The 25,788-nt window shown below is 60.6% G+C and carries 23 protein-coding genes; 14 read left to right on the top strand and 9 right to left on the bottom strand.

All coding sequences use genetic code 11. From position 1 onward, the window contains the following. Positions 1-488: 488 nt before the first annotated feature. Together NLN62_RS22090 and NLN62_RS22085 are read right to left on the bottom strand one after the other, a co-directional pair. The gene (locus NLN62_RS22090; protein WP_027520691.1) at positions 489-3,560 is read right to left on the bottom strand and encodes an efflux RND transporter permease subunit; all 3,072 of its coding nucleotides are present in this window, start codon (positions 3,558-3,560) and stop codon (positions 489-491) included. Beyond that, entirely contained in the window at positions 3,557-4,615 is a 1,059-nt protein-coding gene (locus NLN62_RS22085; RefSeq protein ID WP_371260465.1) for an efflux RND transporter periplasmic adaptor subunit, read from the bottom strand. Before NLN62_RS22085 ends, NLN62_RS22090 begins: the two co-directional genes overlap by 4 nt. A gap of 373 nt (positions 4,616-4,988) precedes the next feature. Between NLN62_RS22085 and NLN62_RS22080 the strand changes: the two genes are divergently transcribed. From NLN62_RS22080 to NLN62_RS22055, 6 genes are all read left to right on the top strand, one after another. Then, a complete protein-coding gene (locus NLN62_RS22080; RefSeq protein ID WP_027520693.1) occupies positions 4,989-5,456 on the top strand; it encodes a Na+/H+ antiporter subunit E in 468 nt (155 codons plus the stop codon). Next, positions 5,449-5,739, top strand: a complete 291-nt coding sequence (locus tag NLN62_RS22075; protein WP_027520694.1) for a monovalent cation/H+ antiporter complex subunit F — start codon at positions 5,449-5,451, stop codon at positions 5,737-5,739. The genes NLN62_RS22080 and NLN62_RS22075 overlap by 8 nt, the downstream gene beginning before the upstream one ends. Further along, a complete protein-coding gene (locus NLN62_RS22070; protein ID WP_027520695.1) occupies positions 5,736-6,029 on the top strand; it encodes a monovalent cation/H(+) antiporter subunit G in 294 nt (97 codons plus the stop codon). Before NLN62_RS22075 ends, NLN62_RS22070 begins: the two co-directional genes overlap by 4 nt. Positions 6,030-6,067: 38 nt before the next feature. Beyond that, a complete protein-coding gene (locus NLN62_RS22065; protein ID WP_254110180.1) occupies positions 6,068-6,970 on the top strand; it encodes an MnhB domain-containing protein in 903 nt (300 codons plus the stop codon). Beyond that, positions 6,967-7,308: a sodium:proton antiporter gene (locus NLN62_RS22060; RefSeq protein WP_027520697.1), complete on the top strand. Its 342-nt coding sequence runs from the start codon at positions 6,967-6,969 to the stop codon at positions 7,306-7,308. The genes NLN62_RS22065 and NLN62_RS22060 overlap by 4 nt, the downstream gene beginning before the upstream one ends. 89 nt (positions 7,309-7,397) lie before the next feature. After that, positions 7,398-9,086: a complex I subunit 5 family protein gene (locus tag NLN62_RS22055; protein ID WP_254110179.1), complete on the top strand. Its 1,689-nt coding sequence runs from the start codon at positions 7,398-7,400 to the stop codon at positions 9,084-9,086. Positions 9,087-9,618: 532 nt separating this feature from the next. On the opposite strand, the gene NLN62_RS22050 is transcribed toward NLN62_RS22055, so the two are convergent. From NLN62_RS22050 to NLN62_RS22030, 5 genes are all read right to left on the bottom strand, one after another. Next, on the bottom strand, positions 9,619-10,302 hold the full coding sequence (locus tag NLN62_RS22050) for an SGNH/GDSL hydrolase family protein (RefSeq protein ID WP_254110178.1): 684 nt from the start codon (positions 10,300-10,302) through the stop codon (positions 9,619-9,621). Positions 10,303-10,309: 7 nt separating this feature from the next. Then, positions 10,310-11,257: an ABC transporter permease gene (locus tag NLN62_RS22045; protein WP_027520700.1), complete on the bottom strand. Its 948-nt coding sequence runs from the start codon at positions 11,255-11,257 to the stop codon at positions 10,310-10,312. A 3-nt stretch (positions 11,258-11,260) separates the two neighbouring features. Continuing rightward, a complete protein-coding gene (locus NLN62_RS22040) occupies positions 11,261-12,139 on the bottom strand; it encodes an ABC transporter permease (RefSeq protein WP_254110177.1) in 879 nt (292 codons plus the stop codon). Between the two features lie 80 nt (positions 12,140-12,219). After that, positions 12,220-13,722: a sugar ABC transporter ATP-binding protein gene (locus NLN62_RS22035; RefSeq protein ID WP_254110176.1), complete on the bottom strand. Its 1,503-nt coding sequence runs from the start codon at positions 13,720-13,722 to the stop codon at positions 12,220-12,222. Positions 13,723-13,794: 72 nt separating this feature from the next. Further along, positions 13,795-14,871: an ABC transporter substrate-binding protein gene (locus tag NLN62_RS22030; protein ID WP_254110175.1), complete on the bottom strand. Its 1,077-nt coding sequence runs from the start codon at positions 14,869-14,871 to the stop codon at positions 13,795-13,797. A gap of 322 nt (positions 14,872-15,193) precedes the next feature. On the opposite strand from NLN62_RS22030, the gene NLN62_RS22025 reads away from it, so the two are divergent. The 4 genes from NLN62_RS22025 (at position 15,194) to NLN62_RS22010 (ending at position 19,289) form a co-directional block, all read left to right on the top strand. Beyond that, the gene (locus NLN62_RS22025; RefSeq protein WP_254113619.1) at positions 15,194-15,859 is read left to right on the top strand and encodes an SGNH/GDSL hydrolase family protein; all 666 of its coding nucleotides are present in this window, start codon (positions 15,194-15,196) and stop codon (positions 15,857-15,859) included. Positions 15,860-15,973: 114 nt separating this feature from the next. After that, positions 15,974-16,987: an ROK family transcriptional regulator gene (locus NLN62_RS22020; RefSeq protein WP_254110174.1), complete on the top strand. Its 1,014-nt coding sequence runs from the start codon at positions 15,974-15,976 to the stop codon at positions 16,985-16,987. A 42-nt stretch (positions 16,988-17,029) separates the two neighbouring features. After that, on the top strand, positions 17,030-17,446 hold the full coding sequence (locus tag NLN62_RS22015) for a DUF1214 domain-containing protein (RefSeq protein WP_027520706.1): 417 nt from the start codon (positions 17,030-17,032) through the stop codon (positions 17,444-17,446). 1,594 nt (positions 17,447-19,040) lie between these two features. Beyond that, complete coding sequence (locus tag NLN62_RS22010) at positions 19,041-19,289, top strand: hypothetical protein (protein ID WP_254110173.1); 249 nt, start codon at positions 19,041-19,043, stop codon at positions 19,287-19,289. Between the two features lie 1,203 nt (positions 19,290-20,492). On the opposite strand, the gene NLN62_RS22005 is transcribed toward NLN62_RS22010, so the two are convergent. Together NLN62_RS22005 and NLN62_RS22000 are read right to left on the bottom strand one after the other, a co-directional pair. Further along, positions 20,493-20,855, bottom strand: a complete 363-nt coding sequence (locus NLN62_RS22005) for a YopX family protein (RefSeq protein WP_084801304.1) — start codon at positions 20,853-20,855, stop codon at positions 20,493-20,495. Positions 20,856-21,545: 690 nt separating this feature from the next. Further along, a complete protein-coding gene (locus tag NLN62_RS22000) occupies positions 21,546-22,262 on the bottom strand; it encodes a helix-turn-helix domain-containing protein (RefSeq protein WP_254110172.1) in 717 nt (238 codons plus the stop codon). A 261-nt stretch (positions 22,263-22,523) separates the two neighbouring features. On the opposite strand from NLN62_RS22000, the gene NLN62_RS21995 reads away from it, so the two are divergent. From NLN62_RS21995 to NLN62_RS21975, 4 genes are all read left to right on the top strand, one after another. After that, positions 22,524-22,775, top strand: coding sequence for a hypothetical protein (locus NLN62_RS21995; RefSeq protein WP_254110171.1), 252 nt, complete (start codon positions 22,524-22,526; stop codon positions 22,773-22,775). Beyond that, positions 22,711-24,081: a vanadium-dependent haloperoxidase gene (locus tag NLN62_RS21990; RefSeq protein WP_254110170.1), complete on the top strand. Its 1,371-nt coding sequence runs from the start codon at positions 22,711-22,713 to the stop codon at positions 24,079-24,081. Before NLN62_RS21995 ends, NLN62_RS21990 begins: the two co-directional genes overlap by 65 nt. A 413-nt stretch (positions 24,082-24,494) precedes the next feature. Further along, entirely contained in the window at positions 24,495-24,665 is a 171-nt protein-coding gene (locus NLN62_RS21980; RefSeq protein ID WP_254113882.1) for a hypothetical protein, read from the top strand. Between the two features lie 348 nt (positions 24,666-25,013). After that, the gene (locus NLN62_RS21975; protein ID WP_371933007.1) at positions 25,014-25,763 is read left to right on the top strand and encodes a class I SAM-dependent methyltransferase; all 750 of its coding nucleotides are present in this window, start codon (positions 25,014-25,016) and stop codon (positions 25,761-25,763) included. Positions 25,764-25,788 lie beyond the last annotated feature (25 nt).

The raw sequence follows: 25,788 nt of genomic DNA, 5'->3' as shown, positions 1-25,788 counted from the left end.
GCGACGCATCCCCGATTATCAGCCCTCTGGAACGAGCGTCTAAAGATTTCGTCTCACACTTTCGAGAAATCGTTCTTTCTCACCGGGCGCGTAACCTTGGGAGGCGCCGAAATACGGTTCATTGTAATTATTGTACGGGGCGGCCCGGTAGGCAGGTGGCACGTAGGTCATGCCCTGGTTGGGTCGAACAATAGCGTGCCGCCGGTGTGCGGGATGCGCCGTAGCCGCGTTCGCAGAGCCACACAGGGTGACCAAAAGGCTTAAGGCCAAAATAGAACGCATCGCTTGTTCTCCAATCGGCCACGCCGTCCCAACAAACGGCGGCTTCACGATTGGTCACACCTCTTCAGCCGAAGGTGCGTCGAACAATGACTTAGACACTGGCTGCGGGGTGCGGCGGTTGATCCAAGTCAAGGCGCGCCGGGCTAATAGCACGCAGCCGGACAGGCGCCGCCTGCCGTCAGCACACCAACGATACTCCCAAGTTCCTACCCTCTTGATGGCATCTTCGGCGCGGAAGGGTCGGCCCGACCTGTTTCAGCGAACCACGCGACATAAAGTGTGGGCAGGAAAACGAGCGTAAGGAGCGTCGCGACCAGCAAGCCACCCATGATCGCGAATGCCATCGGTCCCCAGAATACCGTGGGCGCGATCGGAATCATTCCAAGGACTGTCGACACGGCCGTCAACATGATCGGCCGAAAGCGCGAGCTGCTGGCATCCACCGCAGCGTCCCACGGCGTCTTGCCCTGGGCACGTTCGGCATCGATCTGGCCGATCAGGATCACCGCATTCTTGCTGATCATGCCGAGCAGCGCGAGTACGCCGAGGATGGCGACGAATCCGAGCGGCCTGCCGGAAAGCATCAACGCTGCAACGACCCCAATCAGACCGAGAGGCGCCACGCTCAGGACCATGAACAGCCGTGGGAAGCTTTGGAGCTTGATCATGAGCACCGTGAACATGACGAACAGCATCACCGGCACCACGGCCAGGACCGATGCCTGCGACTTCCGGCTCTCTTCGACGGTCCCGCCCACGACCACGTGATAGGACGACGGAAGGGCCTTTCTGAACTTATCGATCGCTGGAGACAGCGCCGTGACGACGCTCTCCGGCAGTGTGCCGCCAACAAGGGCAGCCTGAACCGTCAGGGTCGGAACGCGGTCGCGCCTCCAGATCAGCGGAAACTCCTGATCGTATTCAAAGGAGGCGAACTGGCTGAGCGGCACGGTCTGTCCGCCCGGCAGCGGGACCTGTAAACTGCGCAGGCTGTTCAGCGAGACCCTCTGCTCGTCGGTCGCGCGCGCCAGGACGTCGACCAGATAGATGTCGTCGCGAACCTGGGTGACGGGAGCGCCGGAGATCACGGCGTTCAGGACGGTCGAGATCGCCTGAGAACTGAGACCGAGCTGTCGCGCCTCGTTTTGGTCGACGCGAATGCGCACCTGGCGATCGGGCTCCATCCAGTCGAAGTTGACCTGCTGGGTTTGCGGATTTGACGCGACGATCTGTCCGATCTCAAGTGCGATCTCACGGACCCGCTCCACATCGGGTCCGCTGACCCGATACTGGATAGGCCAGCCAACCGGCGGTCCAAGCTCGAGCGGCGATACGAATGAAATTGCCTTTGGAAACGACTCCGCCAGCAGCTTTTCCAGCCGGGCATGCAAGCGTTCGCGCGCGGCGACGTCCTTTGCGATCACCACGGCCTGGGTGAAGAAATCGTTCGGGAGCTGGACGTTGAGGGGCAGGTAGAAGCGGATGGCGCCGCGCCCGACATAGGTGCTCCAGCGGGCCACATCGGGATCTGCCGCGAGGGCCGCCTCGAACCGCTTCGCAGCCGCCTCGCTTGCGAAGATCGACGCGTTTTGCGGCAGGCTGATGTCGACGAGCAGTTCTGGCCGATCCGACGACGGAAAGAACTGCCGCGGGATCAATGGCAGTGCAAGGATCGAGGCGACAAAGAGCGCTAACGAGACCGCAATCGTCAACCATTTCGCGCGCATCGCGAATGTCAGGAAGCTCCGGTAGATGCGGAAGACCGCGCCCGGCTTTGCCGGGTCCTGCTGCTTGGGCGGAACCAGAATGGCCGCTCCCATCAGCGGCGTGAAAATGACCGCAACGAACCAGGACACCAGCAGCGCGATCGTCACTACGGCGAAAAGCGAGAAGGTGTACTCGCCGGCCGAGCTCGCAGCAAAACCCACCGGTATGAAGCCCGCGATCGTCACCAGCGTGCCCGCCAGCATCGCCATCGCATGGGTCCGATAAGCAAAAGTTGCCGCCTCGATCTTGCTGGCGCCCTCCGCCAGCTTGCTGAGCGTCGCGTCGGTCGTCGTCATCGCGTCATCAACCAAGAGCGCAAGGGCGATGATCAGCGCGCCAAGCGATATTCGCTGCATGTCTATGCTGGCGAGTTGCATGATCGGAAAGACGATTGCCAGCGTGAACGGGATGGCGAGCGCAATGATCAGACCGGGTCGTATCCCGAGACTGATGAAACTCACCACCATGATGATGGCGATGGCCTGCACCAGCGAAACCATGAACTCACGGATGGCATGATCGACCACGACGGGCTGGTCCGCGACCAGGCTGGGCTCGATTCCGATCGGCAGCTCCGCCGTGATCTCCGCCATCGCCTTTCGGATGTTGGCACCAAGCGCGAGGATATCCCCGCCTTCCTGCATGGAGATTGCAAGACCTATTGCCGGCTTTCCGTTGACTCGAAACATCGGCTGGGGCGGGTCCGTGAACCCGCGCCGGACCCGCGCAATATCGCTCAGGCGGAGCATGCGCCCGCCGGCGGAAAAATTGATGTTGGCGATGTCCCGCTCCGATTGGAAGCCGCCCGACACCCGGATCGAGATGCTCTCAGTGCCGGTCTGTATCGTTCCCGCCGGACGCACGTTGTTCTGCGCCTGAAGCGCCGCGATAAGCGCGGAGCGATCGACTCCGAGGGTTGCCAACTCCTTGGTGGAGAACTCGACGAAGATCACCTCATCCTGTTCGCCCAGGAGTTCGATCTTCGAGACGTCAGGCACGAGAAGCAACTTCGAGCGGATGTCTTCGACCCGGTCCCGTAGCTCGCGCTGCGTGAATCCGTCACTGGTAAAGCCGTAGATGATCCCGAACGTGTCACCGAATTCATCATTGAATCCGGGCCCGATCACACCGGCGGGCAGCGTATGACGCATGTCTCCGATCGTCTTGCGCACGTGGTACCAGGTGTCGGCGACCTGTTTCGCGGTAGCGCTTCCCTCCAAATTCACAAAGACGGTCGCGACACCTGCCCTTGTGAAGCTTCGCAGAAAGTCCAGGTGTGGCGTTTCCTGCAAGTGACGTTCGAGGCGCTCTGTCACCTGCTTCATGGTTTCTTCCACAGATGCGCCCGGCCACGCGGCCTGGACGACCATGGTTTTGATGATGAAGGCAGGATCTTCGTTGCGACCCAACCGAAAATAGGACAGTCCACCCGCGACCACCGCAATGATCATCATGTAGACGACCAGCGAGCGGTGCTTCAGCGCCCAATCGGAAAGATTGATTCCGCTCATGGTTCTGACCCGAGAACGCGGACCTTCTGACCTGGATGAAGCGCCTGGACTCCGGCGGTGACAACGATTTCGCCGGTGTCGAGTCCCTGTGAAATGATTGCTTGCGCTTCGTCGAACCGCAACACATCCACATTGCGGACCGACACCGTGTTGGTGGCCGGATCAACGATCCATACGGCGGGCCGCTGATTCATCCTGGTCAATGCGGAGGAGGGTATGTCTATCATAGGCCCTGCATCCGTGTTCACGCGCCCGACGACCGATGCGCCGAGGCGCATGGCTGGTGGCGGATCCGTCAGACCTACCCTGACCTCGAAGGTCCGGGTGACGGCGCTGGCCTGTGCGGCAACCTCGCGGACTCGTCCCTGCGCCCTTATTGACGAATCATCTGCCAGGCTGACGTTGATTTCGGTGTCAGCCGAGGCGGACCTGATCGATTGAGCGGGAACATCGAATACTGCATCGCGGCCGTCCTGCCGTGCGATCCTTGCGATCATCTGCCCGACCTGAACGACCTCGCCGGCTCCGGGACCGCTCGCGGTGATCACGCCGGGCGCATCGGCCTTCAGTTCGGTGAAGCCGACCAGGTCATGCGCGGAATTCAGCTGCGCTTCAGCCGCATCGACCTGCGATTGCGCCGTTTGCTGCGCCTGAGTTGCGGCATCGAAGTTGGCGCGCGTGGTCCACCCCTGCGCCAGGAGCGTCTCCTGACGATCGAAGTGATTGCGCGCCTGCGTCAATTGCCCTTGAGCGGCGGCAAGGGATGCCTGCGCCTGTCGCAACGTGTTCAGTTCATTCTGCGACTCCAATCGCGCCAAAACCTGACCGGCCTTGACCCGATCACCTATCTTGGCGTCATTGATCAGCAGGCGGCCCGAGATCCGGAATGCCGCATTGACTTCATCCTCGGCCTCGATCCGCCCGGAAAATGTCAGCGGCGTCGTGACCTTGCGCTTTTCTATGGTCGCTGTGCGAACGATCCGCGGCGCTGGTGCATCATTCGTTGCAGCTTCCCTTCCGCACGCCCCGAGCATCAAACCGCATATCGATGCCACAAGCGCCAATGTTGAGATCTGGCGAGGGGTTCTTCGAGCGCCGCACGTAGCCATGGTGTGCCCTTTGCGTTCTAGAATCGTTGCCGGGCAGGCCAGCTATACCGGAGGCCCTGCCGCTTCCGGGTGTCGTCTCGGTAGTTTCCGGGCATTCTCGTGCGAGGAAGCGGCCGCGCACATCGGTAAATCTACCGAGGGCAATGGATGCAACCGTGGTCAGTTTCGGGCAGGCACCCGACGGAGTCGAGCCCTCACGTCCTAGGGAATTCCCGAGATTTCAATCAGGCAATCACCCGATATCTGCGGTCGCAACCGTAGCGCATAGGCATTGATGCAACGGTTCCCAAGGCGCCTCCAGAGCTGGAGCTGTAAAGGCATGGCGTTAAAGGCGGCTTCGCGAGCGGCCTGGTTCTTATGCCTCTGGCTCGTGCTGGCTGGAGCGGATCCCGCCGACATTCCTGCCGCAGCAGCCGCCATCGCCGCAGCGACCTGGACGAGCTTGCGCTTGCTAGAGCCCAGCACCGCACGGCGCTCTGTTCGTGCCATCGGTCAACTGGTGTTGCTCTTTCTATACCACTCGGTCGTGGCCGGAACGGATGTCGCAAGGCGCGCGCTCGATCCGCGGTTGCCCCTGCGCCCTGGGTTCGTGGCTTATCCGACCCGTCTTTCATCCGGGATTCGTCGCAACGTATTCACAACGCTCACCAGCCTGCTGCCCGGCACGGTGCCGACCGGAGAGGAGAACGGTCAGCTCGTCTATCACTGTCTCGATGTCGAGCAGCCGGTGGTTGCTGAGCTTGCCGCAGAGGAAGCGGCCTTGGTTCGCGCGCTCTACAATGACTGAGTTCCTGACAGCCGCAGTCGGCTTCATTCTCGCGATGCTGGCGCTGGGGCTGGTGTCGATCCTGCGTGGTCCGGGAGACGCCGACCGTATGATGGCGATGCAGTTGATCGGAACCGGCGGTATCGCAACACTGCTGCTGCTCGGCACGGTAGCGAGCCTGCCGGCGGCAATCGACGTGGCGTTGACTTTGGCGCTTCTCGCCACGTTCGCGTCTATCGCCTTTGTCAAGAAAGGACTTTCCAGCCTCGATGCCGATGGTACCGCACCAACGGAGCCCAAATGAGCTTGCTAGGCGACATTATTACGATTGTGGCGGTGTCGGCGGGCGCGTTCTTCTTTCTGGCTGGCACAGTGGGTCTTCTTCGCTTTCCCGATACGCTGACACGCCTGCACGCACTCACGAAGGCAGACAATCTTGGCCTCGGTCTCGTCGTGCTTGGATTGCTCCCGCAAGCAGCAAGCCTCCGCGACGGGTTCAAGCTGGTCAGCATCTGGCTGCTCGGACTGCTCGCGGGTGCGACTGTTTCGCAACTGATCGCGCGCGCAGCGCGCCAAGGCGAATCGGCCAGATGAGCATCGCGACGATCTTCGAAATCGTGCTTGCGGCCGTCGTGCTGGGCCTCGGCATCTGGACGATCGTCGTGCGCGAGACCTATTCGGCGACGGTCGGCTTCGTTGCTTACGGACTGCTGGTTGCACTGATCTGGGTGCGCCTCGACGCTATCGACGTTGCGCTGACCGAGGCGGCAATCGGCGGAGGGCTGGGCGGCGTATTGTTGCTGGGCGCGGCTGCCCAACTGCGGGATTCCGAGCCGGCGGTAACGGATGCGGCGGGTAAAGCGGTGCGCGTGTGCGCGGCAATACTCTCGGCGCTGACCGCCGCGACGCTGGCCGGCGCGGTACTGGTCCTGCCCGATCCTGCGCCAACGCTTGCGCCCGCGGCCGTTTCAAATGCCTGGGCGACAAGCCTTGCGAACCCCGTCACCAACGTGCTCATGGCGTTCCGCGCCATGGATACCATGCTCGAGAAAGTCGTGCTCTTACTCGCCATCATCGGCGTTTGGTCGCTCGCACCTGACAGTGCCTGGGGTGGCCACCCAGGGCCCCGCCATCAAGCCGATCCGCATGGCGTTCTCGTCTTTCTTGCACGCTTGTTGCCGCCGATCGGCATCGTCGTCGGGATCTATGTCCTTTGGACTGGAGCCAACCACCCCGGCGGAGCCTTTCAGGGCGGCGCGATTCTCGCGGCGATGTGGCTGCTGGCAATCATGGCCGGGTTGGCGGACACGCCACCCGTGAGCAGTCGACGGCTACGGCTCATCCTCGTTGCCGGGCCCGGCCTGTTTCTTGTCGTCGGCATTGCAGGACTTCTGTTTGGCTCCGCGTTCCTCTCTTATCCGCCAGCCCAAGCCAAGCCGCTGATCCTCGCTATCGAGGTCGCCATGATCCTCACGATTGCGGCAACCCTCGGCCTTCTGCTTGCAGGCGCACCGGAACGGAGAACGGGGCAATGAGCGGCGTGACTGTGTTTGGATTGTGTGCCGCTGCGGCGGTCGGACTTGGCCTCTACGGCCTGATCACCAATCCGCAGCCCCTTCGCAAGATCATCGCCTTCAATTTGCTGGGCAGCGGGGTGTTCCTCCTGTTCGGCGTCATCGGACGGCGGGGCGCGGCGGCGGGCATGGGCAATGACCCGGTGCCGCAGGCCCTGGTGATTACCGGTGTCGTCGTCGCATTTTCCGCAACGGCACTGGCAATCGCACTCGTGTTGCGGCTGTTTCAGACGACCGGCTCCACAACATTGAGCAATGCCGCTCCATCGGGCACTGGCTCAAATCCGTCTGGTGACTGATGCTGCCCCCCGCCCCGGCGCCGGATGCAGCAACGACCACGAGCGGCTTCCTGCTGGTCTTGTCGATTGTCGTGCCGATCGCAGGTGTCTTGCTGGCCTTCGTTCTGGGCGGCCGGTACGTCAGGCTGGTCGCACACACGATCATTCCTTTCGGGGTGGCGATTGCCGGAGCGATTCTCCTGGCGCTGCCGCAGAATGAAGGCCCACTGGTTTACCTGCTCGGCGGCTGGCCACCACCGCTGGGAGTAGCACTCCGCGCAGACGGGCCGTCGGCCGTCATGCTGGCAACGACTGCAATCGTGATCTGCGCGGTCGCCATCTACGCCGCGGCTGATTTCTCCGTCCCTGCGGCCGAGACCCGCGCGCCGTTCGCTTTCTGGATATTGCTATTGGCGGTCTGGGGGGCGCTGAACACGATCTTCCTGGGTGGGGATCTGTTCACCCTCTACGTTGCCCTGGAATTGCTGACATTCGCCGCAGTTCCAATGGTCTCGCTCGACGGCCGCGCGGAGACGTTGCGATCGGCGCTGCGATATCTGCTGTTCGCCTTGCTCGGCTCGGTCTTCTATCTGGTGGGCACGGCACTGCTCTATGGTCTCCACGGCACGCTCGACATCGTGTTGCTGTCGCGTCGCGTTGGCGCGGAGCCCGCCGCACTTGTTGCGGCCGCATTGATGACAACGGGCCTTCTGGCGAAGTCCGCGCTCTTCCCGTTGCACCTGTGGCTGCCGCCCGCCCACGCAGGAGCACCGGCTGCGGCCAGTGCGATTCTGTCCGGCCTAGTCGTGAAGGGATCTTTCTTCATTGTCGTGCGGCTCTGGTTCAACGTCCTGCCCGGCCTGCCCGGCTTTGCGGCAACGCAATTGCTCGGTGCGCTCGGCGCGGCGGCGATCGTGGTCGGAAGCATGGTGGCCCTGCGCCAGGAGCGTCTCAAGCTCCTGATTGCTTATTCCACCCTGGCCCAGATCGGCTATCTCTTCCTGATGTTTCCGTTGGCGTACGATGCCTCGGGCCGTCTCGCGAGTGGTGACGCCTTGGCGGGCGGCCTACTCCAGGCCGTTTCTCACGCTACCGCGAAGGCCGCAATGTTCATGGCCGTGGGGTCGATCTATGCGATGCTTGGCCACGATCGCATCACGGGGCTGGGCGGTGTTGCACGGGCCTCGCCCCTGAACGTCCTGGCCTTTGCGCTCGGCGGAATCGCGTTGATGGGCGTTCCCCTCAGTGGCGCGTACCTTGCGAAGGATCTGCTGCTCCGGTCGGCGAACGAGAATGGGCAGTGGTGGTGGGAGATTGTGCTCCAGGCCGGAGGGATGTTCACGGCCGCCTATGTCGTGCTCGTCCTGGCTCATGCGCTTGCGGCTTCAGACAAGCCGATCGCCCTGGCCGGCCCTACATCGCGCATTCGGGACGCGGCGCCACTCGTCCTGTCACTCTGCTCGCTATTGCTTGGCCTCGTGCCGTTGGGACTGTATCTGCCAATTCCGTCCGACATGACATCCTCCCTCTTCGGACCTGGGATACTTTCCAAATTGCTCTTACCCGTGCTGGGCGGCGTGGTTATTGCGATCCTGCTCAGCCCTTGGCCGCATCCGCTGGCGTCTTCGACCTCCGGGAAGGCAATCATGACAGGGGCCACCCGCGTCCGACGCAGCAGCCTCGCCCTCGGCTACCTCGTCGAAAGGACAGATGAGGTTCTTTCCCAATGGCCTGCGGCAAGCATGTGCCTTCTTTTGCTGGCACTGCTGCTTGGCGCGCTGATGTGCGTGGCTACCTGAACGAACCGGCATCCGATCAGATGGCTCGCCACGCCCGACCTGCGCAGCGGGCTGAGGATGGTGCGCCATTCAGAACAAAACTGAGAACTCATATATGATTGAAATACCTATATAATATCTGCAAGCGCTTGCGCCGCATCGCGCCTGGACGGCGGTTCTCCTTATCGTCCAAGCAGCAGCACTATTGAGGCCATTAACCCCGTGACGCCGATGGCGGGTACAACGATCCAGAAGGCCTCATTCCACTTATCGGGAAAGCGACAGGCGAGCTGCCAATTCGACAGCACCACGCCCAGATATCGGGAAATTGACTTATGCCGCCGACGCAGCCGCGCCCAAAGCGTCAGCGCAAACAAAGCCCGCGCTTGCGAAGTGCGGACTCCGGTCATGGGAGTCCATGACCGGTTCGCGAGGAGCGTCCCATGTCGCCCCCCGGAGCGCACGCGGCGAGGCCGCGGCGCAATTCGCACAGTCGGCTGATTGCAACCGATCCCATCGGGCAAGGCACCATCTTTTATTTCGGGAGTACGGATTAGGTTAGCACCGTCTCGCGCTTCGTAGTGGCGGCAAAGATATTCGCTACCTTTCCGGCAATCGCTGCCCCCAAATCGGCGTTGTTCTTGGCCGTGAAATGAATTCCATCAACTCCATCGGTCGAAATCACGCTTCCCGCGTCGAAGAAATCGACCTTAAGGAAAGCAGCGAGCGATCTGTACTGGCTGGCGAGTTCGATGGTCTTCTCGCGCCCGCCCTCAAACATTCCCTGAAACCACGGGTCCGGCAAATCGGCGAGTGGCGGCGGCGAAACGATGAGCACTTTGGGCGCGGGATACACTGTTCCTACTCCGCCGCCAGAAGTGAGCACTTGTCCCGCCAACTTGGACATACCGACCGCGATCTCGTAAGGCGTGCGGCGGAAATAGCTCTTCGTATCGTTGGTCCCGAGCATGATGATGACGAGATCCAGCGGAAGATGACTTGCAAGGGCGGATGGAAGGTAGGCGGACCCGTTCAGTCGTGGATCCGCTGGATCATCGAGCGACGTCGTGCGTGCACTCAACCCCTCCTCGATGACCTCGTAGTCGGGCCCGAGCTTTGCTGCCATGGCTCCCGTCCACCGCTCCGCATAGGGAAACCGCGTCGTCGGCGAGCCCTCCGGGACGGCAACCCAGCCCCAGGTAAGTGAATCTCCAAAGCACAGGATACGTTTCGTCATCGGTCCCTCACGAGTTTGATTTAGAGCGAACGCCGTAGAAGATCGCGGCGAGGAGAATGATCAGCCCTTGGGCGATGAGCTTGCCTGGCTCCTGCACCCCCATAGTCGTCATGACTACGAACAGAAGGGCGAAGCAGAGGACGCCGACAAATGGACCCCAGACTTGGGCGGGTCGGCCGAAGACCACGCCGCCTAGAATAGTTGCCGCGATCGAATTCATGACGAGTTCAGGTCCGAACCGCACGCTTCCGACCGCTATCGAGGATGTTTGGACCAGTGCAGCCACGGCAGACATGAGTCCCGAGATCGTGTGCGCAAGCACGACGGTGCGTTCGACCGGCACGCCCGAAAAATGTGCGGAGATTGGATTGCTGCCGATCGACCACACGAATCTGCCGAACACGGTTCTTCCGAGAAAGCCGCTCATCACGCCGGCAAGCACGAACCAAAAGATGACTGGGGCCGGGAGTGTCCCGAACCGCAAATTATAGAGTTGGCGGAACTGGTCCGGGACATCTCCCGGCGGCTTCCCATTCGCGAGATATTCAACCAACCCGATCAGAATGATATTCACCGCAAGCGTCACGATGACGGCGGATGCTCGGCGCTTGCCGACAAGAAGCCCGTTCAAAAGACCGACCGAAAGCCCGACACTTAGGCACAGAAGAACAACGAAAAGAATCGGCCATTCGTAAAGGAGGCCAGAAGAAATCAGGTAGTTGACGAACAGAATAACTCCACCAGCGGACAGGTCGATGGAGCGCGAGGAGATTACGAGCAGTTGACCGAGAACGACGATACCGAGCGGCACGACCTGTCGCGCGAATGTACCCAGGATCGCGACGTTCATCAGGTTGGGCCGCATCATCCACAGGGTGACAAGGAGCACCAGGAGAACGATGTAGGAAGGCGGTATTCGCAACGCGGCGCGAGACAGGTCGTCAAGTCGCTTCATGACTTACAGTCCAATCGTCTTGCGCGGCTGAAGCGATATGACTGCGAGTAGTATCAGCCCCTTCACGATGGTCTGGATGAAGGCCGAGACATTGAGAAGATTCATGCCATTTGCGATAACTGCGAGAAGCGCGCAGCCGATGACAGTGCCGTGGAGGCTGCCGACTCCTCCGGCGAGTTGGGTGCCGCCAAGCGCAACGGCGGTGATCGAATCAACCGCATATTGCGTCCCGATGTTTGGGTCACCCGAGACGATGCGGCCCGCCAAGAAGATGCCGGCCGCAGCAGCGAAACAGGAACTCAGGACGTAGGCTGCGAGGACGTTGCGCCGCTCGGCGATGCCAAAGGTAGCCGCTGTTTCACCTCCGCCGATCGCAAAGAGGTGCAAGCCGAAGCGGGAGCCGTGCACGACCTTCCAAGCCACCAATATTGCGGCGATGACCCATATGACAGGCATGTAGATGCCAAATAGCTTGCCGCTCACGAGAAAGAGGATCTCCGATGGGACGGAGCCGCCAGCAGAGGGCCGGACAAACATCGTTATGCCCTGCACGATGCCCATCATGGACAGTGTTGCGATGATCGGATGCACTCTAAAAGTGGTTACCGTAATTCCGTTTAGGAGCCCAATCACGACGGCCGCGAGCATGACCCCCGGCACCGAAACATAGACGGGGGCGTTGAGCGACAAGATTCCGGTCGTAAGGCTGACGACGGAGCCGACCGACAGATCAAGACCTCTCACAAGGATCACGATCATCTGCCCGATGCTCACGAGGATGAGCGGCGCCGCCTGAGCAACTAGATTGAGAATGTTTTGCGAACTCACGAATTCATTGGTCGAAAATGCCAAGCCCAAGGAACAGGCCAGGGCGACGAGCAACGGGACCGTCCACAACCCGTGCCGTGAGTTTGCTCCAACAAATAAGCGACCAAGCTGGCTCATCTCGGTTGTTTTTCACCTCAACTATGTAGGGCCGCTTCGAGAATGGCGTGCTCGGTAGCCGATTCGGCGGGCATCTCGGTAACGACATGCTTGTCGTGGATGACATACAGCCGGTCGCAAAGACCGATCAGCTCCAGAGTTTCTCTCGAAAGGACGACGACCGAACCGCCGGCGTTCGCGTAGTCGCGAAGGAGCTTGTAGATCTCTGCCTTTGCGCCCACGTCGACGCCTCGTGTGGGCTCTTCAATGATCAGTATGTCGGCCCCCAATGCGAGATATCGTCCAAGAAGAACCTTTTGCTGATTTCCGCCAGACAGAGCGTTCACCGGAAGCGACGGTCTAGAGGCCTTTATCGAGAGGCTTTTCATGGAGTTCGCGATCACCTCGCGATGAGCCGATGCCGGTTTAAGTTCGAAATGCCGGCTGTGCAGTCCAATGGTGAGATTGTGGGCGAGAGAAAGGTCAAGAAACAAACCCTCGAGCTTCCTGTCCTCGGGAACAAAGCCAAGGCCTAGCGCCTGCATTTCGCGAATGCCGAGCTCTCCTGAGAGCGGGAAGGCGAACTCCTGTCCTCTAACGGCAACCTTGCCGCCGTGGGGCGTGTATTGTCCGACGAGCGACCTGACAAGCTCCCGCTGCCCCTGGCCCTCGAGGCCTGCGAGCGCCACGATCTCGCCGCGCCGGAGCATGATCGACGACGGCGTAGCTTCCGGAGTCAGCCGAAGACCCTCAATCGAGAGAACGACTTCGCCCTCCGTTCGGTTCGACCTGGGCGGAAACAACTCGCTCAGCTCCCGGCCGACCATCATGGCGATCAACTGCTTGGGGCGGATCGCTGAAACCGGCACGGTATCTACGTTGCGACCATCCTTCAACACGGTGATGGTGTCGCAAATCTTGAAAATTTCTTCCATGCGGTGAGAGATGTAGACGACCGCCTTCTGCTGCTTCTTGAGGGCCAGAATCTGAGCGTTGAGAACATCGACATCAGCGGCATTAAGCGCAGCCGTTGGTTCATCGAGAATAACGACGTCGGCGCGTGCCGAGATGCCGCGGGCGATTTCTACAAATTGCCTCTCCGCGATCGAAAGATTTCCGACGAGGGTTGCCGGATCGAGCTTCAGGCCAAGCTCGGATAAAATCTCTTTCGCCTTCCTCTCCATCCAAGCCGTGTCGGTTACGCCGAACTTTGTAACCGGCTCTTTGCCGAGGTACATGTTCTCGGCGATCGACAGATTAGGAAGTAGCGAATGTTCCTGGAACACCGTCGATACTCCGGCATCGAGCGCCTCACGAGGTGAGACGAAGCGGACGATTTGTCCGTTCTTCCGAATCATGCCGCCGTCTGGCTGAATGACGCCTGCCAAGATCTTCATGAGGGTCGATTTGCCGGCCCCGTTCTCGCCCATGAGCGCATGGACTGATCCGGGAAGCAGTTGAAAATCGACGTTTTCGAGCGCGGCAATGCCCCCGAACGTCTTCGAGATTGATGTCATCTGGACAAGCGGCTGTACGGTCATCGCTTCGATCCAAAGCTTGCATAGGGGGACGGTAGTGCCGGCGCTTAAAAAGAGCGCCGGCACCAGCAAAGATCAGTGCTTGCCGTAGTACTTCTGGAGATCCTGCTCGGTCAGGCTGGTCGGAAACCAGGCATTGGCGCTGAGATCCTTGCGATAGTACTTCTTGGCTTTCTCCAGGTCCCAGCCTTCGGGCTCATAGATGTACCGCTTGTGGAGTTGCTTGCCCTCGAGCAGAGCGACCGCGGCGCGCACGCCGGCTGCCCCCTGCTCCGGACCGTACTCCGGCGAGATGGAGGGGAAGCCGAGTTCGATCCACCGGGCGAAGAAGCCATTGTTGCCTTCGCCAGTAATCGGCGGGATCTTGGCACCATATTGCTGGAACACATCGACGCAGGCGCGGGTCATATCGGCACCCGATGACCAGATACCGTCGACCTTCGGGTTGTTCAGATAGAGGGTCTCGCAGACCTGCTTGCCGACATCATATTGCCACTTGCCGGCATCTTCCGCGATGATCTTGACGTCTGTACCTTTGATCGCTTCCAAGAGGCCCTTGTAGCGGTTGATGTCCTCGGGGTGCGCCGGAAGTCCACGCAAGACCCAAATATTTCCCTTGCCGCCAAGCTGCTTGACAAGGAAATCTCCCATCACCTTTCCGAAGTGGACGCCTCCGCCCTGGATGTCGACGGTGTATTTGTCGGTCTCGGTCAGACCGGTATGGACGATGACGGGAATGCCCGCCGCGACTGCCTTTTCGATGCCGGCGTCGGCAGAGGTCGGCGTCAGCGGCGTCACGATGATCGCATCGACCTTCTGCGCGATAAGATCTTCGATGTCGGCGACCTGCTTGGCCTGGCTGATGTTGGCATCGAGCAGGATGAATTGACCGACTCTCTTGTCGAGCTTCGCAGCCGCTTCCGCGTCATGTGCCATCTGGACCGTCCAGGTGTTGGCGTTCACGCCAAAATGGCTCATCCCGATCTTCCACGGAGCGCTCTTCTTGAACTTGTCCGCAGCCGTCGTGCGTTCATCGCCGGGCCGTGGCGTGACGCCGTCCATCAGCTTGACTTCCTGCGCGCGAGCTTCCGTCCAGGCAGCCAACGTCGCAGCGACTAGCCCAACTCCGAGTAATTTTAGTCCTTGGTGCATGAATCCCTCTCTCCGCGTGCGATGCGCAATTCTTTTCACTGGCGGGAAGCAGAGCGCAGGTCGGCGCGCGCCCTCCCGCGACATCGCAGGGCGGACGTTGTCAGATCCATTCGAGTTGATGGATCGGCTCCTCGCGACGAAGAGCTGCCTCTTGGCGTTCTACTCCCATGCTGACGGGCTTTTCAGTCCGCCGCGAGCTTACGAGTGCACGGCGACACAGCACCTGTCAATAGTTATTCAGATTGAATGAGCAATTGATTTGTTGCACACTCTCGACTGCGGAGACAATGTACGAGCCGAAAAAGCACGGAGATTCAGAACCATGCCGGTGCGTTCGGTTCTATGTTTCGGCGATTCCAATACTCACGGCCAAATTCCTGGCCGCGGACCTCTCGAACGCTACGATCGTCCGACCCGATGGCCGGGCGTGCTTCAGGCCGAGCTTGGATCGAAATGGTACGTGATCGAAGAGGGGCTGAGCGGGAGAACGACCGTCCACGACGATCCGATTGAGGGAGCGCACAAGAACGGCCGCACCTATCTGCGCCCGTGCATCCAGAGCCACACGGTTCTGGATCTCGTGATCATCATGCTGGGCACAAATGACCTCAAGGTGCGCTTCAACAAGCCCGCTTCCGAGGTCGCGATGGGAATGGGATGCCTGATCTACGACATACGGGAGCTGGCGCCTGGCCCAGGTGGAAGTGTACCGGAAATCATGATCGTGGCCCCTCCTCCAATGCTGGACGACATCAAGGAATGGAAATCGATCTTTGCCGGCGGACCAGAGAAGTCACGGCAACTCGCTCTGGAATTCGAAATCATGGCGGATTCCCTCGGCGTGCATTTCTTCAACGCCGGAGCGGTTTGCCAATGCGACGAAGCAGACGGATTTCATTTGAACGTCGATGCACATCGGGCGCTGGGTATCGCGCTGGCACAAGAGATCGAAGCGATCGGATGGTCCGTTGCTGAGCATCAGCGTTGAGCGAACCTCTGCTTGAGGTCTTCCGAGAGGAGCAGTTCCTTGCCTGACATGCGATTTGCGCCACCGAACCCGCTGCGGATCGCAGACCGGGCGAGCGGCCTGAATGCGCCAAGCGTGAGAAGCTACAATGAACGCCTTGTGCTCTCATTGCTCTTGCAGAGCGCCGGAATTTCGCGCCTCGAAATCGGCGAAAAAACCGGCCTTTCCGCGCAAACAGTATCTGTCATCGTGCGTTCATTGGAGCAGGAAGGTCTGGTCTCGAAGGGTGAGGCGCAGCGAGGTCGGGTCGGGCCGCCGGCAATTCCCCTGTCGCTCAATCCCAAAGGAGCCTTCTCGATCGGCGTAAGCTTCGGCGAGAACGCCGCCGATATTGCCGTCATCGACTTTGTCGGCGACGTGCAGCACCACGCCGCGCATCCATACTCCACGTTGCATGGATCCGGCGCGCTCGCCGCGAAAATCCAGGAAACTCTAGCGGCGCTTCCACCCTCGAGCCGAACCCGCATTGCCGGTATCGGACTGGCGGCCCCCAACGAGACAGGCTCGCATCGTGTGAGAGACCTTTTAGGCAGCGATCTAATCGATCTCCAGGCCAGCATTGAGAGCGCGCTCAATCTGTCCGTTTACATCCAGGATGACATAACGGCGGCTGCAGGCGGGGAAAGCCTGTTCGGAGTGGCGCGCTCTTTGCCCGATTTCCTCTTCTTCTATCTGGGCTCACACCTGCACAGTCGTCTCGTTCTGAACTATCAAATCCACAGCGGCAGGTTCGGCATGAGTCATGACGTCGGGCTGCTGCGCTTGCGAGAGGAATTCAAGCGGCTTGGGCTGGTGCTGGAAGACGTCGGATCCGAAACCCTGCCGAGGGCTGCTGCCGAATACTACGCCGAATGGCGTCGCATGTGCTGCCGCCAGCTCGTCGGATCAATTCGTTCCCTCCTGAGCTTTGTCAGTTTCAAGTCCGTGGTCATATCGAGCTACGCACCACCGAAACTAGGACAGACCCTATGCTCCGAGCTTCATGAGGAAGTACCTGAGGTGCAGTTCCTCTATGGCGCCAACTCCATCGCGCCCAAGGCGGTGGGCGCAGCCAACCTGCCGTATCACTCGCGGTTTATGGTGCAGTAGACAGGCCGGCACCGAAACCCGAATTGCTGCACCCGTTCGCCGGTGAACAATGCCGAATGGGGCACCGACTATCTCAATCGAACCGGCACCGCCAAGTCGAACATGTACGACAATCGGCCCGAGGAAACGAAGTACATCTACACCGACGATGACAGCCAAGGAAAACAATTGAGCGGTCAGAACACCTATTCCATCACTTTCGCAAAGGGCGAAGTGCCACCTGTAAATGGGTTCTCGTCACTCACTCTGTACGACGCGGAACATTTCTTCAATCCGAACGGGCTGAACCGATATTCGCTCGGCACCAAGAACAAGACCCTGAAGTTCAACGCGGACGGCTCGCTGACGCTCAATGCGAGCGCCAAATCGCCCGGCACGACAAGGAAAGCAACTGGCTGCCGGCACCCGAGGGAGCTTTCTCGCTCTATATCCGCGCCTACCGGGCAGAGAAATCCGTGATCGATGGGCAGTGGAAGCCCCCGATTGTTGCTCGCGTGCAGTAGACGCAGCTAAACGCACGACGGCAGTAGCCGACGGCTGTGATTTTGTCGAGGCAGAGCCGCAGCGGCTACCGGATTGCCCGCAGCGCCATTTGGATTGCCTTTTGTGTCGGCGCCACCGCTTTGGCGTCCAGCCGGACAGTCGATCAGCCATCCGCGGCTAACGAAGAAACGTGTCAGTAACGGGTAGCAGTACCTGACCGCACTCAATCCCGGCTTACCGGGGGCGGGATTGCGCGCTGCAGACGGGTTATCGCTTTCGGCGAAATGCGCGAGAGGGGCGCGCGCTGCCTGATCGTATTCTGCGCCGACAAGTGCAGCCATAGCGTCAAGCCAGAACGAGCGATGGTCGAGCAATGGTCGGATGATCTGCGGCTCTCCGACCTCGAACCTCGGTTTGGAAGGCCTGCGGCAAGCGCGGCGCGATCTTCACAAGCGATAGCTCGCCGACGATGATGGCCGTCCGTCGCTAGCGCACTGGCTTGATGCTGAGGGCAATCACAAAGACGTCGCACACCAGCATGAACGTTTCCATTCCATCGCAGGGCAGAATGTTCGCACGGCCGGCGCGGTTTGATCCACAACCTTGATCAAGGGGAGTGGCCTTCATCCGGGTCGAGCGGCACAGCATTCGGACTGTTCGGCCTCGGCGCGGACGAGCAGCGGGCGCGCTTGCGGGGGCGGTTAAGCCCACAGAGCAGCCTCGGCGCTGGAGCCAGACGCCGAGGCCGCGCTCTCTGCCGATTCTTTGCTGGGGTGATGACAGAGTCGGCAGCGCGATTGTGTGTCTACTCATTTCATGAGGGATGCGTCACGGCTAGCTTTTGATCTCGATCAAGAGTGTCGCTTTGAAGGCGGTAGGTGTAGTTCCCTGAGTGGACGGTGGCCGTCGAACGAGCAGCGTAGCCTAGCTAGATGCCGGGACATACCGCAGGAGGCACACTGCACCACTGACCCCGTCGCACCCATCAAAAAATCGGGCTGGGAAAGCTTCGTGACACGGTGTGGCCGCTGTGATCTTCATCGTGGTGAGCCGATGCGGAAGCGGCAGTGCGTCAGTGCCGCTGGCCTTATCAAAGAGGCAATCCGATGAACTTCCTTTGATCTAGCGCAACGCTCGCGCTGGTAATAAGAGCAGCGCTCCAAGCGGGCAGGTCATAGTGGAGGCCAAATCCATGAAGCAGATGAGGCTGAGAAATCTAGCAATTGCCTCGACCTTCGCGTGTGCGGCACTGCTCTCCTTCCACTGGTCTGAGCAAAGCGGTGTTTCGCTGTCGATCGCAGGTGCGCAGGCGCAAGACGGGCGGGCCGGGTACGCGCGCGGGCATGGGCACAGGTACGGCGCAGGCCCGTACCGGTACGACGCGGCCGGCATTGCAGGCCCGATGGCGGTTAACTACGCCGGCCTTGCAAGCGCGGCTGGCACGCCAGTCGCCGCTGGTCCCGGTTACGGCGGTACTGGGCCCTACGGCGGCACGTACGTCGCACCACGTGGCACACGCCAGTACGGCGCAGGCCCGTACCGGTACGACGCGGCCGGCATTGCAGGCCCGATGGCGGCTAACTACGCCGGCCTTGCAAGCGCGGCTGGCACGCCAGTCGCCGCTGGTCCCGGTTACGGAGGTACTGGGCCCTACGGTGGCATCGAAACCAAGCCATTCTACCTGCAAAGGGCTTACTACGGGAATGGCCCTTGGTACGGCGTTAACGGGTGGGCTGCCTACAAGGCCCGTTACGGGATCGTCTGCGACCCCGGTACCGTGACGAAGGGCGACGACGGCCATATGCACGTCTGCCAGTAGAACTTCAGAGTGAAAGTTCACAAGAGGCTGCTCAAACAGGAGCGGCCGAATCGTCGTGTTATTGCGGACTCTGCAAGAACTCGACGAGTTGCTTTAGAACCGCCAATCGTGCGGAGTCCATTCCAGCAGGCGCTCCTCGCACCCACGGGGCGCGCTCGCTGTGATAACGCCATTCGAGGCGCTGGTGATTCCAGCAGACGATCCCGCCAACCGCTGGTGGATGCCTGCCGGCTGTCACTCCTGGGAGGGCTAATCCGCGCGCGACGGAACGAACCCGATCTGATTGCGAGATCGAGCGGGACGCGCGGCTTACGGTTTCCGATCCGCCGCGAGGCAAGCTCGGGTTCGCCAAGTTCCACGATTGATCGCACCGTGCGTGACGAGGACAACTCCATTCCCAAGCGGAACGCATCCGCCACGCCGGGACGGCCGCGCCAGATCGTCCTGCAAATCACCATGCTTGACCACGCTCCTCAGACTGGAGGATTCGTCGCTAGAGACCGCCGCAGGCCCATGCATATAGCGTGACCCTCACCAGCATGCGGGCAATCGCCTCCGCCGCGGAATGCGGAAGTGCACTTCCGTTTTCTGTATTGGGGGTTGTGCGAGCCAAGTTGATCCACTCACCCGCTCGCTGATGCTGAAATTGCGCTCACGCGGCCGCAGGCTGGGGCGGATTTCAGCCACGACTGGCGGTGGACGCGCGACGATCCGATCCACGAGCTATTGATAATTTGCCAGCAGGGTCGTGCGCAGCTTTGATCGCGGCATGCCCGCTCTCACCCGCCGCCGCAGCAAGGACGATCCCCACCGCGAGACATGGCTGATATTCTTCGGCGACATCCGTGTCGGCGTTATCGGTCGCCGCGCCGGTTGCAGGCGCCCGCAGCCCATGCCACCTATCGCGCATGACCGATGAAGCACATGCCGCGCCAGGCCGCGTCGTTCGGATAACCCCGAAGGACACAAGTGGGGTCTTCCGTACGCGGCGGTTGTTCGCCGTAGCGGTTGGTGACGACCAACAAGCCCTCGCCCACTTCAAGCGGGTGTATCCCGAGCTTGACGCGGTTGTGGAGATTGTCGGAGATCTTTGCCAGGAGTCTTTGCAGGATTTGGGCCTCAAGCCCGGTCTGCTGGTTCCCCTGTGATGAATGCGTTGAAGATCTCGGCCTAGCGTACGGGCGGTCGAGAGGCCGCCCTTTTTCATTTCAAGAGTTCCGGGTTCTCGTAGATGTTGCCGATGACTTCGTAGTTGTCGCGGGGCAAATCACAGAATGCACGCCAGAGATATGATGGGGGCGGAAACTCAATTCCGAAACTTCCGTTTGAGAAACGTACGTCATATCGGAATCTCTTGTCGCCCTGCTTCTTCTCGATCACATCCCCCTCATAAATTTCACGGCCATTCTTGTCTCGTAGGCCGGTGAATTGCATGAGTGTCACCGGCTCTGGATAGTGATCGTTCTCGTCAATGACGATGAGCGACTTGCTGCTTTCGTTTGTGAGGCAGCCCCATCCAAAACGCATTCGCTCTCCTGTCCATCCTCTAAACTTTATATCTCTCATTGTAATTGCGCTCGTACGTGCCCGCGCTAGTCACGACGGGCACACACGAACGGACTAGCTAATATACGTTATTGAACCATATGCGGGAGCGTGCGCAACAGCACCCGTGTTGATAGAAACCGGGATTCGAACCACAGACAAATTTCCTGGGTAGCGCGAACGGCACCGTATCCCAGCTACCCAGATTCCTACCCATGTGAGAGTTGGTCGCGGTCGCTCACCGCGTTCCATAGCGCTTCATGTGGCGTCAGATCGGGAATCGAACCACCGACATTTGGTGGGTAGAAGTTCTGGTGCCCAGGGGCGGAATCGAACCCTCGCCTATCCAACTGAAAATCCATCATTTTTTGAATGACGACTTGCCAGTGTACCTACCAGTGGACCCAGGCGCTTTCTTCACGGCCGGGAGGGGTGCGACTCTGGGCCGCCATACCCAAGGGGTGCGCATGTCACGCGCTATACAAAAGATGCTGTGCGCTAATACAGATTAGTCGTGTGGTTAAGGTCCAATCCTCTCCGAAAGGCGAAGGCCCCATGTTCGAATCGTGTCGGGCGCGCCAATTTACGATCTTGCACGATACCATGCGATCCACCGTCCGTAGTCCACACCAGTCCTCATGCGGTATTCTAAGCCTCTTGTAAGCGCAGCCAGAGCAGCCGTTCGCCGGCGAAGAAATGGCCAGATCGCGCCTAGGCCGCCTGCCGCACCACCGGGAAATCGCGCCCAACTACCTTGTCGAGCCTGATCCAGCTGGGCAGTTTTCGCGCCAATTGCCGATCACCATCAACGAACAGCGATCGTCCCGCGGCTTCCCGCCAGGTCTTGTAACCAAGAAAGACGGCGACGAATTCGGCGATGTTGCCGCGACAGACAAGATCGACGCCAAAGCCGGGATCCTTGACGCAGACGTCGACGCCCGATCGCTCGAGCACCAGCCAGAGCACGCGGAACTTCGTGCGGTTGGCCGGCACGCCGCTAAATTCAAAGCGTATCACCACGCGCCGATCCGGTAGCGCCTTGAGATTGGCGCGCTTGCGAAAAGCCCACAGCAAAATGGTTGGATCAAGATCAGTCGGCTGGATGCGGTCGCGAGCATGAACGAGGCCCCAGCGGCCCAACTGGTCGAGGACCGCGCGAAAAGCGTCACCCGCCGGCGTGAGCCAGTATTCGCGGCCGCTTGCTCCCTCGCGCGCGCGGCGCTCGATAATCCCCTGCTGCTCCAGCTCGCGCAATCGCGCCGTCAGGACAGCGCGCGAAATCAGCGGCACGCCGCGATGGATGTCGTTGAACGAATGACTGTCGGTCATCAATTCGCGCAGGATCAGCGGCGTCCAGCGTGTCGCCAGGATCTCTGATGCTTTCGCAATCGGACAAAACTGGTTGTAGCCGTTCTGCATGCGCGCCATTGAACCACTTTCGCGGACATTTGACGAGTTCGAAAAACAGACTTGTCCGAAGGCCCGCAGCTACCTACCGTTGCGAGCGATGTCACGGCTTCAGTGTGAAATGGACGACATTGATCGCCGCCGAACCGTGGTAATCCTCGAAGACGAATGACCGCGCGCTCGGGCAAGGCAATGAGGTGCGGGAGGGCGTAAGGCGCCCGGCTCGCGGGAGGAGCTGCGCGCGCCCCGCGCGGATCACTTCGTCGAATGCAGGAGAACGCGATGAAGATCGACATCGAGGTGCGTCGAGATGATTGCGGCTCAATTGACATCGGCCTCTGCAGGAAGCGCGCGGAGCAGCTTTACCGCGAAACGATTCTGGAGCTGGCCGGCGCTTGCTTCGGCAGCGACTTGCAGCTCTCGACTCAACGTCCTACCCAAGACGCCAAGTCGACAAGGGAGGAATATCATGCGGATCGTAATCCACACGCTCATGCTTTTGGTCGCAAGCTTGCTGTCCGCGCGTGCCGATGAAACGGGATTGATCGAGCCGCATGCCGGGGCGTGGAAGCCATGGGTAATCGCCTCCGCCGCGCAACTTCGCGTTCCGCCGCCGCCGGATCAGACCGCTACTGCGAAGGAACAGGAGGAGCTTTCCCAGGTCGCGACCACGCGCGATCACGCGGCGCTCGATCGTGTTGCCTATTGGGACACGGGCTCGCCGTCCTATCGCTGGAGCGAGATTGCGGTTGCCGAACATCTCAAGATTGGCACGACTTGGCAGATCGCGGCACGCGACCTGGCGCTGATGCACATCGCGATCTACGACGCGATGGTTGCCGCCTGGGACAGCAAATACGCCTACAAGCGGCCGCGGCCGAGCGCAGTCAGCGCGTCGCTCGCGACCGCAATACCCAACCCGCCGAGCCCGTCGTATCCGGCCGAGCATGCGGTTGCAGCCGGGGCTGCGTCGGAAGTGCTGGCTTACATCTTTCCCGCCCGCGCCGATTATTTCCGGGAGCTCGCCAAAGAGGCGGCGCGTTCGCGGCTGGTCGCGGGCGTGAACTACCCAAGCGACATCGCGGCGGGCATGACGTTGGGGAAAGAGATCGCCGCACTGGTGATCGCGCGCGGAAAGTCTGATGGCACCGACGCCAAATGGACCGGTTCGGTGCCCACGGGTCCCGGCAAGTGGACCGGCATAAATCCGGTCCTGCCGTTGAACGGCACCTGGAAACCGTGGGTGCTGTCGCGGCCAGACGAATTCCGTCCCGGACCGCCGCTCCCATACGATTCACCTGAGAAGGCGGCGGAACAGGCCGAACTCAAGAATTTTCCGCGCACGCCGCAAACCAACAACGAGGCGATGTTCTGGGAAGCCGCAGTGGGTGGATTGCGGGCCTACCAATACTGGAACGAGCAGCTCAGCAAAAAGACCTTGGAGTACCGGCTCGACGACAACCCGCCGCGCGCCGCGCGCGCGTTTGTGCTGCCCTTTGTGACGCTCTACGACGTGAGCATCGCTTGCTGGGATGCTAAATATGCTTATTGGGCGATCCGTCCCTTCCAGCTCGACTCCGACGTCAAGCCGGTGTTCGCCACGCCCAACCACCCGAGTTATCCGGCGGCGCATGCCTGCGCGTCGATTTCGATCACCCGCGTGCTCGGCTATCTGTTTCCGCGCGATGCGCAGGCTCTTGCAGCGCTGGGCGAACGCGCGGCCGAGTCGCGCATCTGGGCCGGCATTCACTATCGCAGCGACATCGTTGCGGGTCGCGAGCTTGCCATTGCCGTTGCCAACAAGGTGATCGCGCGCGCCAAGGAGGACGGTGCGGACTAGAGGCCCCCATGGTCGCGAACATGGCCGAACTTAGTTCGTGTACAAGGAGCAAGCCCATGCTCTCATTCGGGAACGCGCTGCGCCGGCACTTCGCTTGCACTGCAGCCCCTAACAGCCGGGCGACGTATCAAAGGTGACCGCATTCAAGATTCCGCTGCTGTACGGGCTGGTGCGCCACTCGCTCATACCAGGATTCCTGGTTGCCTGCTCGGCCGCACCGACCATGCCAGCCGGCCACCTCCTGTTCGCGGTCGTGGGCACCGTTTACATCCTTACTGCCGCGTAGCTCGAGGAGCGCGACCTGATCGCTGCCTTCGGTCAAACTTATGAGGGGCACCGGACGCGCATACCGATGCTCGTTCCCTTCTGGCCAAGACGCGGCCTTTGTGACGCGCGCTCATATGGAGGCGCCCATGACGCTTTCGGATGCGATCGGTTATCTCGCCGCGGGCCTCGTGTTGGTCACCTTCTGTCAAAGGCGGATGATCCCGCTGCGGTTGGCAGCAATCTGGCATTTATTGCCTACGGGCTTGTGCTCGGCCTCGCTCCGGTTTGGCTCCTGCATTCAATCCTCCTGCCTGTGAACGCCAGCCGCTTGATCGAAGGAGTGCGATCAAAGCAAGTCGGTTGATGTAAAGAACCTGATGAAACCAAGGTTTTCACGAAAACAGCTTGAGGAGGGTCGGCCGGAGTAGGCCGGTCAGCAGCGCGACGCTTGTCGCTCATTAATGGCTCTCCAACCAAGGTAATGGAGACCCTCCGAGCTTGTACGGTGCAAGTTGGCGAAAGAATTACCTCTCCGAAGCTCACACAAATGCAAAGGACCAGCCATGGCAAGTACCGCTGCCCCCAACGGGTTTTTCGGACCAATTCCTTTCATTTATGACCGTACGCTCGTCCCTATATTCTTCGAGCCCTACGCGGAGGACCTAGTGTCGCGGCTCGGCAAGCTCGACCACGGGCGCCTCCTGGAGATCGCCGCCGGGACTGGCGTCGTCACCCGCGCCCTCGCTCGCACGCTGCCCTTGTCCGTTGAGATCGTCGCAACGGATCTCAATCAACCCATGCTGGACTTGGCCGCCTCACGTCTCACCGGGCGCCCTGTCGAATGGCGGCAGGCAGATGCCAATTCACTGCCGTTCGATGCCGACGTGTTCGACGCCGTTCTGTGCCAGTTCGGCGTTATGTTCTTCCCGGACAAGGCGCGCGCGTTCCGCGAGGCGTTCCGTGTCCTCAAGCCAGGCGGTCGGCTGCTCTTCAACGTCTGGACCGACATCATGGAGAATGAATTCACGCATGTCGTCACCGAGGCGGTTGCCGGATTCTTCCCCGATGACCCACCACGCTTCTTCGCCCAGGTGCCGCACGGCTATCATGACAGCAGCGAGATCCGGGAGGCGCTTAATGCCGCTGGGTTTGAGCGGATCGACATGGAGAGAGTGAAGCGGCACAGCCGCGCGGAATCAGCACGCGCGGCTGCCATTGGCCTCTGTCAGGGCACCCCACTACGAAATCAGATTGAGGAGCGCGATCCGGGCCGCCTGGACGAAGCGACTGAAGCGGCTGCAGCCGCCCTGTCCAAACGGTTTGATGATAGTCGGATCGAGGGGCAGATGTGCGCACTCGTCGTGGAGGCTTGGCGGCCCATCGGCACGCTCGCGGCGAATTTCGACAGGGCGTAGCGTGAAATCCCAGATGGAACGCTTA

This window comes from Bradyrhizobium sp. CCGUVB23 (assembly GCF_024199885.1).
Classification (GTDB): domain Bacteria; phylum Pseudomonadota; class Alphaproteobacteria; order Rhizobiales; family Xanthobacteraceae; genus Bradyrhizobium.
Note: the sequence above shows the minus strand (reverse complement) of the source record. Positions and strands in the feature narration are given on the sequence as shown.